This window comes from Microbacterium sp. APC 3901 (assembly GCF_030407765.1).
In the GTDB taxonomy this organism is placed as follows: domain Bacteria; phylum Actinomycetota; class Actinomycetes; order Actinomycetales; family Microbacteriaceae; genus Microbacterium.
Map to the genome: position 1 here is coordinate 79,712 of NZ_JASDCU010000015.1, position 12,924 is coordinate 92,635.

General features: G+C 68.7%; 10 protein-coding genes. 4 read left to right on the top strand and 6 right to left on the bottom strand.

What is annotated here, in order from left to right:
• Window positions 1–72: 72 nt before the first annotated feature.
• The gene (locus QMA07_RS14310; protein ID WP_290162986.1) at window positions 73–1,095 is read left to right on the top strand and encodes a LacI family DNA-binding transcriptional regulator; all 1,023 of its coding nucleotides are present in this window, start codon (window positions 73–75) and stop codon (window positions 1,093–1,095) included.
• 39 nt (window positions 1,096–1,134) lie between these two features.
• Here QMA07_RS14310 and QMA07_RS14315 read toward each other — a convergent pair whose 3' ends face one another.
• Complete coding sequence (locus QMA07_RS14315; RefSeq protein WP_290162988.1) at window positions 1,135–2,436, bottom strand: glycosyl hydrolase; 1,302 nt, start codon at window positions 2,434–2,436, stop codon at window positions 1,135–1,137.
• Between the two features lie 109 nt (window positions 2,437–2,545).
• Between QMA07_RS14315 and QMA07_RS14320 the strand changes: the two genes are divergently transcribed.
• Window positions 2,546–5,578: a glycoside hydrolase family 38 C-terminal domain-containing protein gene (locus tag QMA07_RS14320; RefSeq protein WP_290162990.1), complete on the top strand. Its 3,033-nt coding sequence runs from the start codon at window positions 2,546–2,548 to the stop codon at window positions 5,576–5,578.
• A 46-nt stretch (window positions 5,579–5,624) separates the two neighbouring features.
• Here QMA07_RS14320 and QMA07_RS14325 read toward each other — a convergent pair whose 3' ends face one another.
• From QMA07_RS14325 to QMA07_RS14335, 3 genes are read right to left on the bottom strand one after another with little or no spacing between them, the layout of a single operon-like run.
• Window positions 5,625–7,187, bottom strand: a complete 1,563-nt coding sequence (locus QMA07_RS14325; protein ID WP_290162992.1) for an SLC13 family permease — start codon at window positions 7,185–7,187, stop codon at window positions 5,625–5,627.
• A gap of 32 nt (window positions 7,188–7,219) precedes the next feature.
• Window positions 7,220–8,728, bottom strand: a complete 1,509-nt coding sequence (locus QMA07_RS14330; RefSeq protein WP_290162994.1) for a leucyl aminopeptidase — start codon at window positions 8,726–8,728, stop codon at window positions 7,220–7,222.
• Entirely contained in the window at window positions 8,725–10,497 is a 1,773-nt protein-coding gene (locus tag QMA07_RS14335) for an MFS transporter (protein WP_290162996.1), read from the bottom strand. The genes QMA07_RS14330 and QMA07_RS14335 overlap by 4 nt, the downstream gene beginning before the upstream one ends.
• A gap of 234 nt (window positions 10,498–10,731) precedes the next feature.
• Here QMA07_RS14335 and QMA07_RS14340 point away from each other — a divergent pair, with 234 nt between their 5' ends.
• Together QMA07_RS14340 and QMA07_RS14345 are read left to right on the top strand one after the other, a co-directional pair.
• Complete coding sequence (locus QMA07_RS14340; protein ID WP_290162998.1) at window positions 10,732–11,226, top strand: hypothetical protein; 495 nt, start codon at window positions 10,732–10,734, stop codon at window positions 11,224–11,226.
• Window positions 11,227–11,246: 20 nt separating this feature from the next.
• Window positions 11,247–11,516 (top strand): hypothetical protein, encoded by a 270-nt coding sequence (locus tag QMA07_RS14345; RefSeq protein ID WP_290163000.1) that lies wholly within the window; start codon window positions 11,247–11,249, stop codon window positions 11,514–11,516.
• A 54-nt stretch (window positions 11,517–11,570) separates the two neighbouring features.
• Here QMA07_RS14345 and QMA07_RS14350 read toward each other — a convergent pair whose 3' ends face one another.
• Entirely contained in the window at window positions 11,571–12,227 is a 657-nt protein-coding gene (locus QMA07_RS14350) for a hypothetical protein (protein ID WP_290163002.1), read from the bottom strand.
• The gene (locus QMA07_RS14355; RefSeq protein WP_290163004.1) at window positions 12,224–12,679 is read right to left on the bottom strand and encodes a MarR family transcriptional regulator; all 456 of its coding nucleotides are present in this window, start codon (window positions 12,677–12,679) and stop codon (window positions 12,224–12,226) included. The genes QMA07_RS14350 and QMA07_RS14355 overlap by 4 nt, the downstream gene beginning before the upstream one ends.
• Window positions 12,680–12,924 lie beyond the last annotated feature (245 nt).

The following is a 12,924-nucleotide window of genomic DNA, read 5'->3' on the forward strand; positions in this document are numbered from 1 at the left end:
GGGACCGACTGCGGAGAGTCAGGGAGGGGCGGGTGCTGCGGGCTCCGCTCGGCAGGTCATTACAGTGAAGGGATGAGCCCGGCGAGACGCGTGACGATCAGCGACATCGCGCGCCTCGCCGGGGTCTCGCCCGGTGCGGTCTCGTTCGCTCTGAACGGTCGCCCGGGGGTGAGTGCAGAGACGCGCGCCCGCATCCTCGAGGTCGCGGCGCAGCACGATTGGCTGCCCAGCTCGACGGCTCGCGCGCTGGCGGGTGCACGTTCCGGGGTCATCGGATTCGCGGTGAACCGACCTGCCCGCACTCTCGGTGCCGAAGCGTTCTTCATCGATCTCACGGCCGGCGTGCAGTCGGCTCTCGCGCCGCACCACCTCGCGCTGCAGACGGCGCTCGTGCCCTCGATCGACGAAGAGATCGCGACCTATCGGCGCTGGCGCAGCTCGCACCAGGTCGACGGGGTGGTCGTGATCGATCCCCGGGACGATGATCCGCGGATGCCGGCGCTGCGCGATCTCGCGCTGCCTGCTGTCGTCATCGGCAGTCTCCGCTCCGAGCCCGACCATCCTGCGACTCTGCAGGTCGATGACGAGCGGGTCGCGCACACGCTGTTCGAGCACCTGGTCGGTCTCGGTCACCGCCGCATAGCGTACGTCTCGGGGCCGGCCGAGTTCCAGCACACCAGGCTGCGCGCCGAGGCTCTGTGGGAGCTGGCGGTCGAGGGTGTCGCCGGCACGGTGATCCCGACCGACTCATCACCGGCCGCAGCGTCCGCAGCACTCGCCCGGCTGCTCGCCGACGAGGTGTCGCCGAGCGCTGTCGTCTTCGACAGTGATGTGATGGCGATCGCCGGCCTACGCGCCGCGCAGGAGCGCCGTCTCGCCGTGCCCGCCGACCTGTCGATCGCGTCGTTCGACGATTCGACGGTGGCCGCGCTCGTGCGTCCCTCGATCACGGCCATGACGAGGGACACCTTCGGGCTCGGAGCAGCTGCCGCGAACTTCCTGATCGACCAGATCGCCGCATCCGCGCCGCTTCCCGACCGCAGCGGCTCGGCGCCTGTGCTGTCGGTGCGGGAGAGCACGGCGCGAGCGCACTGAGGCCCGCCCTCGAACCGAGGTGCGGGTCGCGGGCTCGGGCTACTGCGCCCGGTGCTCGACCACCGTGTTCTGCGACTCGTACGACCACGGTTCGACGGTGGGGCGCACGAGCTCCGTGATGCCGCGAGCCGTGAGTGCGGACGGATCCTCGGCATCCTTCGACGTGACGAATGCGGGGTCGACCCCGGCCTCGCACGCATCGACCCAGGCCTGGAAGATCGAGCCGCCGGGGCTCATGGCGCCGCGACTCACGGGAGTCTCGGCGTCGTCCACCTCGACCACGATCCCGAGAGTGCGCGGCGGCGTCGTGCGTCGTTCCCGCAACTCAGGGATCAGCTCGGCGAACCTGCGGCCGATCGGCTTCGCCTCGCCGTTCTGGTCGACCAGGCCCAGGGTGTACTCGAGCTCGGGGAAGTCCGCAAGACTCCGGCTCACGTCGTGCGAGCACCACCATGTGACACCCCAGAGGTCGTCGGTCCTCACGACCGATCGCAGGGTGGCTTCGAGGAAGTCGGGAGTCTGCTCCGGTGTCAGACAGTTCGACGGGGCGCCGACCTCCTGCAACCAGATCGGCTTTCCCGGTTCGGTCGTGAACGCACGGGCGAGTTCGATCATGTACTCGGCGTGACGGTCGGATGCCACGGAGCGGCCGCCGTACTTCTGGGCGGTGCCGTTGAAGATCCACGAGTGCACGGTCGTGATGTCGCCGAGGCGCGACGCGAGCGCCGGGGTGAACCCGTGGCCGTCCATGTACCAGGCCGCGTCGTACTCGCTGTGCACGTGTTGCTGCCGAGGCGCCGCACTGTGCGCGGCATCCAGAAGCGTGGTGATCCAGTTCGCCGCCTCGGTCTCGGTCACCGGCCACGGGGAGGGATGGGTCCGCGCCGAGAACTGATTCGTCTCGTTGCCGAGTGTGAATCCCAGGAAGTTGTCGGCGTCGCCGAGTCGTTCTCCCAGACGAGTGACGAGTTCGATCTGGCCGCTCAGGGCGTCCGGGTGCGTGAACATGTTCTTGTCGTGCCACGTGAACAGCCACGACGGGATGAAGTCGAAGCTCGACAGGTGACCCTGGATCACGTCGACGCTCGCGTCGAGCCCGAACTCGGCGGCGACGTCGACCACCGCACGCACGTCATCGACGGACTCGTCACGGATCAGCGTGCGGTTCGGTTGCAGCACGGTCCACAGGGGGAAGATCCGCAGGTGATCGAGCCCCAGTTCGGCGAGCGCGGCGAAGTCGCGGCGCACCTCATCGAGGTCGAGTGACATCCAGGCGTGCATCCACTGGGAGCGGGGCGTGTAGTTCGCGCCGAAGCGAAGTGGTGCGGCAGACGTCGGCATCGCTGTCCTTTCAGGGGTCGGTGCACAGACTCTAACGCGATTCTCCGAACGGTGCTATACCGCTTTAGTAAATTAGGCTGAGAAACCCGGCTTCGATGGAGATCACCGCATGCATGACGACACCTCGCTCACCGTCGGCCGCGTCAAGCGGGTGCTCGACGAGCGCATCCGCCCGGCGGTCCACTCCGCGTCCGTGCCCCTCACGATCGAGGTGAACCAGCTCCCGGGTGAGCCGGTCAGTCCTTCCGAGGGACTCGCTCTCGAGTTCACGCCGGCATCCGTGCCGAGCATGTGGGGCCCTGCCTGGTCGACGACCTGGTTCAAGATCACCGGACGGGTGCCCACCGAGTGGGCCGGCCGTCGGGTCGAGGCCGTCATCGACCTCGGATTCGACATCAACATGCCCGGCTTCCAGTGCGAGGCGCTCGTCTACCGGGCTGACGGCAGCCCGGTCAAGAGCATCAACCCGCGCAACCAGTGGCTGCCGATCACCGAGGATGCGCACGGCGACGAGCCCGTCGAGCTGTACCTCGAGGCGGCAGCCAACCCGGTGCTGCTCGACTACCACCCCTTCCTGCCGACGCAGGAGGGCGACATCCGGACGTCGTCCCGCGAGCCGCTCTATCGCACCCGCCGCATCGACCTCGCCGTCTTCGAGCAGGAGGTGTTCGAGCTGTCGCTCGACCTCGAGGTGCTGTTCGAGCTGCAGGCCGAGCTGCCGGCGACCTCGCCGCGACGCATGCAGATCCTGCAGGCCATGGACGACGCCCTCGACGTGCTCGATCTGCAGCGCATCGTGCAGACGGCATCCGATGCCCGCGCACGCCTCGCCGGTGTGCTCGCAGCGCCCGCCGAGGCCAGCGCTCACCGCATCTCGGCGATCGGCCACGCGCACATCGATTCCGCCTGGCTGTGGCCGGTGCGCGAGACGATCCGCAAGGTGGCCAGAACCACTTCGTCGATGACGACGCTGATCGACGAGCAGCCCGACTTCCTCTACGGCATGTCGAGCGCACAGCAGTACGCGTGGCTCAAGGAGCACCGTCCCGAGGTGTACACCAGGGTCAAGGCCGCCGTCGCCGAGGGGCGCTTCCTGCCGCTCGGCGGCATGTGGGTCGAGTCCGACACCGTGATGCCGACGGGGGAGTCGCTCGTGCGTCAGTTCTCCTACGGGCAGCGATTCTTCGAGCGCGAGTTCGGCATCCGCTCGAAGGGCGTGTGGCTGCCCGACAGCTTCGGCTACTCGCCGGCGCTGCCGCAGCTCATGCGCCGGGCCGGATTCGAGTGGTTCTTCACGCAGAAGATCTCGTGGAACCAGCAGAACGTCTTCCCGCACCACTCCTTCCTCTGGGAGGGCATCGACGGGTCGCGGGTGTTCACGCACTTCCCCTCGATGGACACCTACAACTCGCAGCTCAGCGGCATGGAGGTCGCCAAGGCCGCCCGCCAGTTCAAGGAGAACCGCGTGACCTCGCGGTCGATCGCCCCGGTGGGCTGGGGTGACGGCGGCGGCGGGACCACGCGTGAGATGACCGGCAAGGCGAAGCGCCTCGAGAATCTCGAGGGCAGCGCGCGGGTCGTGTGGGAGCACCCGGACACCTTCTTCGAGGCGGCCCGCGCCGAGCTGCCCGACCCGGCCGTGTGGGTCGGCGAGCTCTATCTCGAGCTGCACCGTGGAACCCTCACCAGCCAGCGCGCCACGAAGGCGCTGCACCGCTGGGCCGAGCACGCGCTCGTCGAGGCCGAGCTGTGGGCCGCGACGGATGCCGTGCGCACCGGCGCCGCGTATCCGCAGGCCGAGTTCGACCGACTGTGGGAGACCGTGCTGCTGCATGAGTTCCACGACATCCTGCCCGGCACGTCGATCGCCTGGGTGCACCGCGAGGCCGTCGAGGTTCTCACGAACGTGCTGTCGGATGCGGAGAAGATCTCCGTCGCCGCTCGGCGCTCGCTCGCGGGCGAGGGCGATCGCGAGCTGCGCTTCGTGCCGACCTCCGTCGGCGTCGGTGGCGGCGGCGGTGGCGTCGGCGGCTTCGGCGGCGGTGGCCGCGCGCTCGGGGCGGGCTTCGTCGAGGCGCCTGCCCCGGCATCCGTCCTGCTCTCCGGAGAAGACGGCGGGTGGCGCCTCGAGAACGAGCTGGTCTCCGTGCTGATCTCCGCCGAGGGGCTCATCGTCTCGGCGGTCGACAAGACGACGGGCCGAGAGGCGGTGGCCGAGGGGCGCGCGGCGAACCTGTTCCAGCTGCACCAGGACTTCCCCAACATGTGGGACGCGTGGGACATCGACAAGTACTACCGCAACCGGGTCGACGACCTCACCGCGGTCGACTCGATCTCGGCATCCGTGGTCGACGGCACCGCATCCGTCGTCGTGATCCGGTCGTTCTCGGAGTCGACGATCGAGCAGACCATCACCCTGGCGCCGGGACAGCGCACGGTGATGCTGCGGAACGACATCGACTGGCACGAGACCGAGAAGCTGCTCAAGCTCGCGTTCCCGCTCGACGTCCAGGCGACGCACACCGAGGCCGAGACGCAGTTCGGCTACCAGTCGCGGGTGACGCACACGAACACCAGCTGGGAGGCGGCGAAGTTCGAGACCTCGATGCACCGGTTCGTGCTGGTGCGGGAGCAGGACTTCGGCGTCGCGCTCGTGAACGACTCGATCTACGGCTACGACACCTCGCGGGAAGTGTCGGATGACGCCGTCACGACCACGGTGCGACTCTCGCTGCTGCGGGCGCCGCGGTTCCCCGACCCCGACACCGATCACGGCCACCACCAGATCGAGATCGGCTTCGTGGTCGGCGCGGATGCTGCGATCGCGACCGCCGAGGGCATCCGGCTCAACTCGCTGCCGACACTGGTGCGCGGCGCTCGTGAGGTCGCGCCGCTCGTGACCGTCGAGGGCGAGGGCATCGTGGTCTCGGGGGTGAAGCTCGCCGACGACGGCTCGGGCGACGTGATCGTGCGCCTCTATGAAGCGCTCGGGCGCCGTGCGGTCGGGTCGCTCGCCGCCGACTTCGAGCACAGTGAGATCCGCGAGGTCTCGCTGATCGAGGACGAACTGGACGACGGTCGCGTGGGTGAGGAGCTGCGTCTGCGGCCGTTCGAGGTGCGAACGCTGCGCATCGCGCGCTGAGGCCCGCACTCTCGAGACCCCGTGGCCGCGTCGGTCGGGTGCGGGGTCAGAACGGCCAGATGACAGGCACGAGCCCTGTCGCGACGACGAGGAACAGCGCCGCGAGGGGGAGGCCGAGCTTCCAGTAATCGCCGAATCGGTATCCGCCGGGCTCCATCACCATGAGGTTCGCGGGCGTTGCGACGGGGGTGAGGAACGACGCCGCACCGGCCACCGCGAGGGCCATCATGAACGGCTGCACGGAGGTGCCGAGGCTCGCCGCGACCGAGACCGCGATGGGCGCCACGATGAGCACCGTGGCGGTGTTGCTCACCATCTGCCCCAGCAGGATGGTGAGCAGGCAGATGGTCAGCAATGCCACGTGGGGGCCGAACCCGCCGACGAACCCGAGCAGCCAATCGGCGACGATGTCGGCCGTCCCCGTCGTGGTGAACGCGGTCGACAGCGGGATCATCCCTGCGATCAGCACGACGGTCGTCCAGGAGACCGAGCGATACGCCTGAGTCGCCGTCACCGTGCGGGTGACGACGAGGGCGGCTGCCGCGAGCAGAGCGGCGACGGCGGCTGGGACGACCCCGGTGGCGAGCAGCGCGACCATCGCGACCAGGATGACCACGGCGCGCACCCACCCTCGGCCGAGAGGGACGCCGCGCCGCAGCTCGTCGGTCGCATCGACGGCGAGCACGTCGCGGCCGCCCGTATGGCGAGCGAGGTCGTCCCACGCGCCCTGCAGCAGCAGCGCGTCGCCCGCACGCAGTGTGACGTCTGCTCCGTCGAGGTGATCCTCGCCGCGTCGTGCGCCGAGGATCACGAGATCGCCGCTGGGCGTGGTCATTCCGGCGAACACGTGCAGCCCGATCAATGCGGAACGAGGGGGCACGACCACCTCGGTGATGCCGCGCCCTGCGGCCAGCAGCGAGTCGGTGTCGGTGGTGACCCCGTACTGGGATCGCAGGGCGCTGGCGAGCAGGCGGAGGTCGGGAGGCATCGCTGCCGCCGTCCGGTGCGGCAGCAGCTTCGTGCCGAACAGCAGCATGATGACCACGACACCCATGACGAGCGGGATGCCGACGAGCCCGAACTCGAAGAAGCCGAACGCGCGGCCGCCGTTCTCGGAGGCCAGGTCAGACACGATGATGTTCACCGGGGTGCCGGTGAGAGCCAGCATCGAGCCCGCGTGCGCGGCGAACGCGAGCGGCAGGAGCAGCTGAGAGGGGGCGATCCTGGCGCGGGTCGCCACGACCACGACGAGGGGCAGCAGGGCGGCGACCGCGCCGTTGACGCTGATCAGGGCGGTGAGCACGGCGACGAGCAGGCACACCACGATGAGGAGCAGCGAGCGCCGCGTGCCCGCATGCGCGATCACCTTCTGCCCTGCCCAGGCGGTCACCCCCGTCGCGTCGAGCGAATCGCTCACGATGAACAGCGACGCGATGAAGATGACGGTCGGGTCTCCGAAGCCCGCGAGAGCCTCAGGCAGTGCCAGCACCCCGGTGAAGTACAGCGCGAGCGAGACGCCGATGGCCACGACGCCCAGCGGGACGCGGTTGCTGACGAAGGCCACCACGGCCAGAGCCAGGATGCCGAGCGTGGCGACCACGGGGTCCATGCGCGACCCCTAGCGTCCGTCGTAGGTCGTCGTCACGAGCCGCTCCTGAAGCCGGCGGCGGTGTCGAGCAGCAGGCGTGCCCCGAATCCTGTGGCGCCCTTCGACCGCCATGCGTCGTCGCCGTCGGACTGCATGGTGCCGGCGATGTCGATGTGCGCCCAGGGGGTGTCGTCGACGAAGTGCTCGAGGAAGAGCGCCGCGGTGGTGGCGCCGGCATAGGGGCCGCCGAGATTCGCGATGTCGGCGATGTCGGAGTCGAGCTGCGAGCGGTACTTCTGCTCGAGGGGCATGCGCCAGAGCGGCTCGCCTGTCGACGCCGATGCCGCGAGCACGGCCTCGACCAGATCGTCGTCGTTCGCGAACACGGGCGCCGTCGCGGTTCCCAGCGCCATGAGTGCCGCACCGGTGAGGGTCGCGATGTCGACGATGGCGTCCACTCCCGCCTCGTCTGCGAGGACGAACGCGTCGGACATCACCAGACGCCCCTCCGCGTCGGTGTTCTTCACCTCGATGGTCGTTCCCCCGCGCGCGGTGAGCACGTCGCCGAGTTTGTAGGACGTGCCGGAGGGCATGTTGTCGGTGCACATGAGCCATCCGGTCACCTCCGCAGTCACCCCTGTCTCCTGGAATCCGGTGAAGGCGCCGAGCACCACCGCTGCGCCGCCCATGTCCATCTTCATGAGCAGGTGCATGGGGTCGGAGGGCTTGAGGCTGATCCCGCCCGAGTCGTACATGATGCCCTTGCCGATGAGGCCGAGGTGGCCGGTTCGAGCGCCGGCGGGAACATAGTGCAGCCTGATCATGCGCGGCTCTTCGACGCTGCCCTGATTCACCCCGAGCAGCCCGCCGCAGCCGAGCTCGATCAGGGCGGCCTTGTCGAACAGCTGCACCTCGAAGCCGAAGCGCTCGCCGAGTCGCACCGCGATGTCGCCCATGTCAGTGGCGGTGAGATGCCCTGGTGGTGTGTTCGCGAGGTCCCGTGCGATCACGGCGGCCCTGACGGCGACCGCTGCGCGCGCGACGGCGCTCTCCGTGTGCTCTGCGGGGGTGTCGCCGATCACGACCGAGACGGCCGTCAGGGGGGCGTCCTTCGGCTTCGCCTTCAGTGGCGTGTAGCGGTAGCGCGCGAGCAGCATCCCCTCGTAGGCGGCCTGCAGGCCGTCGGCGTCGAGGGGGAGCCGCCCGGGAGGCAGGATGAGACGGAGGGATCCCCGTCTCGAGCTCGCCCTGGCGAACGCGGCGCTCGCGTCGCGCAGGACTGCCGGGGTGAGCCGCTCCGTCTCGCCCAATCCCACCACGATCACATCGGGGCCATCGGGCTGAGGCACGGTGAGCGTCTCGCCCACCTGCGAATCGAAGCCCGCGCGGACCAGCGCCTCGCGAGACAGCGCGACGCCGTCGGGCACCTCGGCGTCGGAGTGGACCCCGTACCCGATCACGTCGACGTCTCCGTCGGTTCCGAGGGTCACCCCCTCGAGCGCGTCGAGGCCGGGGAGGGTCGGGAAGTCGACGGGGATGAGCTTGTTCGGACTGCGAGTCATGTCGAGGGTCTTCCGTTCGCGTCGGTGCTGGTGCTGGTGCTGGTGCTGGTGCTGGTGCTGGTGCTGGAGCTGGCGCCGGTGCCGGTGCCGGTGCTGGTGGGGGGATGCTCAGCGAGCGGGTTGAGGGGCACGGTCTCGTCGATCAGGTCGTTGTCGTCCGGCTCGAGCCGCGTCGGCAGCTCGCCGGCGATACGCCCCGGCATCCGGGTGGCGGGCACGATGGCGAGCAGGGCGAGCCCGGCGAGCGCGAGCAGCGACAGCTGCAGTGCGCGCAGTCGGGCGGCCTCGTTGATCTCCATCGCCGCAGCGGTCTCGGCGTCGGTCGCCGAGGTGCCGGCGAGGACCTCCTCGAGCTGGGAGTTGGTGAGGAAATCGGCGTTGTCGATGTTGACCTCGCTGATCAGCTCCGCCGAGATCTCGGGGTGCTCATCCGCGGCCGTCGCCACTGACGAGGCGAGCAGAGCCACGGCGAAGGCGCTCGCGACGGCGATGCCGATCGATCCCGAGAGATTGTGCACCAGTCCGCGCCAGGCGCCCACGTCGCCCGCGAGCTCCTTCGGGGCGGACGAGAGCAGGGTGTTGAACACCAGGGCGACGATGGATCCCTGTCCGAGGCCGAGCAGCACCAGCCCGATGACGATGAAGACCTGGCCCCAGGAGCCGCCCACGGTGAAGGCGATGAGGGTCAGCGCGGCAGCCACCACCACGAACCCGGCGGCACCGAGGATCCGAGGCGGGAACGACTTGTACAGGTAGGCGACGAAGGTCGACGCGAGGAAGATCGAGATCGTGTACGGGATGATCGAGAAGGACGTCTGGATGCCCGTCAGCCCCTGTACGACCTGCATGTAGAGGGGGATGAGGAAGTTCGCGGCCGTGCCGACGAACAGCATGATGGCCATGCACGCGGTGATCGCCAGCTCGGTGCTGCTCGCGAGCACCCTCAGATCGAAGATACGAGCCTGCTTCTTCTGCTGGCGAGTGCGGATCCAGACGAAGAAGAGCTGGCCCGCGATCAGTCCGGCGATCACGAGCAGGGGAGCAGGCGAGACGCCGAGCACCGCGAACGGTGCCTGCTCGGTGGCCTCCCAGAGGCCCCAGGAGTTGAGACCGGAGAAGCCGAAGCTCAGGAGGATGACCGCGGTCGCGGCGATGGACGCACCTGCCCAGTCGATCGAGAGGTTCTTCTGTGCGGGCACCTTCGGCACCCGGAAGCTGAGCAGCAGGTTGAGCGCGCCGAGCGCCACCATCAGGGCGAACGACCAGCGCCATCCGATGGTCTCTGCGAACCAGCCGGCGAGCAGCAGGGCGAGGATGCCGGCGAGCGGGATGGCCGCCGCGAGCAGTCCGATCGCTTTCGCCTGGCGGTCGCCCTGGTAATTGGTCGCGATGAACACGGTGAGTGCGGGGGCGATGAGCGCGATCACCGCTCCGGATGACGCCTGAGCGATGAAGAGCATCGCGGGGCTCAGCGACAGGGCGACCCCGGCCATCGCGGCGGCATGCACGGCGACGGCGATCTGGAACACACCGCGCGTTCCGAAGCGGGCGCCGACCTTGGCTCCGAGGAGGATGAAGGCGGCCATGGCGAAGGTCCCCGCGGTGATCGCCGTGCCCACGGATGTGGCGGGGGTGTCGAGGTCGGTCGTGATTCCCGCCATCGACACGGTGAGGGCGTTGACGGCGAACGACGCCTGGATCTGGGTCAGCACGACCACGATGAGGGGCAGCCAGGAGGTCTTCGTCGATGTGGACGGTGCGGTACTCATCATGCGGTCCTCTCGGTCATGCACGACGGGTGAGCCGGCGATCCCTCACCTGTCCTCGGTCATCGCGCGCCTCGACGCACGTGATGCGCTCAAGATAGTCCCTCTCGGGTGCCGGGGGATAGATGCCGATGCGACCGGTTTCCAGGGCGCAAGAACCCCTGGCGCTCGGCGCCCTCCGGCTGCATACTCGGTTGCACGAGCGGCGATGGGGAGCCTCGACCGAAGGAGCACGAGATGGAACAGTACTTGTGGGTTCTGAAGGACAAAGAGCGCGACCTCATCCGCGAGCTCGAGCCGGATCGGCTCGCAGAGCTCGACGAGGATGGCCTGCTCGCGCTGCACAAACGGATCCGGCGGGCACGCAACAAGCACACGACGAACTATCGCCGCGGCGCGGCCGAGCGGGTCGAGCAGGCGGGTGGTCGTGGAGCCGCAGCCGCAGGCTCGGACAAGGCCAGAGGGCGCGCGTACGTGTTCGAGGAGGCGCTCTCTCTGATCAGCGCGGAGCTCGCGCGAGTGGCGCACGAAGAGGCGGAGGCGCTCAAGGACGAGCGACTGGCTCGAGCCCGTGAGGGCAAGTGGAGTGGTCCCGGATCAGACGCGCCGCTCGACCAAGGAGGGTCAGCGGGCCGCATGCGAGAGCACCAGCAGACGACCGGCGGTGTGAAGCGAGATGCCTCCAGTCGTGCGCAGGGCGCTCGCAGACAGGCGAAGCGCGACTCTCGCTGATCGGCTGACCTCCGACCCCGATGGACGTGTCCTCGGGTGTCGCAGCAGCGGTGCTCGCGGGTGCCGCGGTGCTTCTCCTGCTCGTGCGGCGCCGAGGTCATCGTGCTCCCGACGGCGATCATCGTCTCGTCGTGTTCTGGCTTCTCAACGTCGCCGCCATCGATACCGGAGCCGGCAGCCTCAACACCATCGTGGCGACCGTGTCGACGATGGTCGCCGTCGCGCTCGGTATCCTGGCCGGCAGTGTCGTGCCTCGCCGCAGCGCCGTGACGTCGTCGCCGATCTTCTGAGCTGCAACGGTGCTCGTCGCGAAGCAGTGGCTCGCCGAGCGCGGTCTCGACTGATCAGGTCGCTGTCAGAAACGGGCGAGCGGCGTCGAGGAAGGCGCGAGGATCATCGGCCCACAGCCGGATGCGGTCGACGCGGTGGGTCCCGCCCTTCGGCGCGAGACCCGGTAGCCGGATCGCGACCGGGCGCTCGAGCTCGATCTCGACGTTGGTCTCATCCTGCATCCGCTCGGCGTATTCCGAACCGGTGATGCGAGGTTGCTTGGGCTCGTCGACTCGGCGGTGGATCGCGATGGACGCGATATCGTCCCAGCCGATCGGCACGTCGAGTTCGAGTCCGCTGCGCACTCGGACGCCGTCGGGGCCCACGGCGTGCGGACGCATGAGCATCGCGCACAGCAGGCCGATCATCCAGGTGACACCCCAGATGCCGAGCACCAGCAGTGTGATGCGCACGGCCGGCCACTGGTGCACGATCAGGTCGAGGATCGGGATCTCGACCGCTGAGAGGCCGATGAAGATGAACAGCACCGTGAGCACGGGGCGGTGGTAGCCGATTCCGGTGCCGCCCTGCGGGACGGCAGGGCGGCGGGCGATCGCACGAGCGATGCTCGAGTAGACGCGCAGCTCGGCGATCCACGCGCGATGGAGGAGGTTGAGGATGCGGGCGATCGCGGTCGGTCTCAGAGCGGTCGTCTGCAGATGCTCGGTCATGGCGCATCCTCGGATTCGGCGGCCGCTGCCGTGACGAGGTGCTCGAGATGAGCGGCGACGGCGGACACTCCGCGCTCGACGGCGGCGCGGTCTGCCGGAGCGATCGCGGCCAGCAGCGTCGCGTTGAGCTGTTCGTGCTCCTCCTGCATCCGCGTCATCGTCTCGGTGGCGGCGCCGGTCAGCTCGACCAGGACGGCGCGTCGGTCGGTCGGGTGCGGAGTGCGGCGGACATGCCCCGACTTCTCGAGGGCATCGACGAGCCCGGTGATGTTGCGAGGGGTGACGTCGCAGAGCTGCGCGAGCGTCTGCTGGGTGGACGGCCCGGCGTGCTGGAGTGCCCACAGCAGGTGCACCCGCGCTGTCGTGAGGCCGGTGCCGGCGAAAGCCCGCACCATGTCTCTCTGGAAGAGATCTGCGATCAGCAGCAGGCGGTCGACGAACAGCGGTTGCATGTTTGTGAGGTTACTACATTGTTACCTCTGTTCACTAGTTGCTCGCTTCTCCCGCTTCTCGTTCTCGTTTTCGTCCTCCTTCTTTGGTCCTCTTCTGCCTCGCTCCTGCTTCCGGCTCGCGCGGTCATCCTTGACGCTGTCTGCGTGCGCCGGCTGGGCGACCGATCTGCGCTGTATCGGGAGATTGGAATATGGCGTTGATCTGGGGTAATCAGGGGCGGTTTTGGGGCGTGAATGTCGGTGGT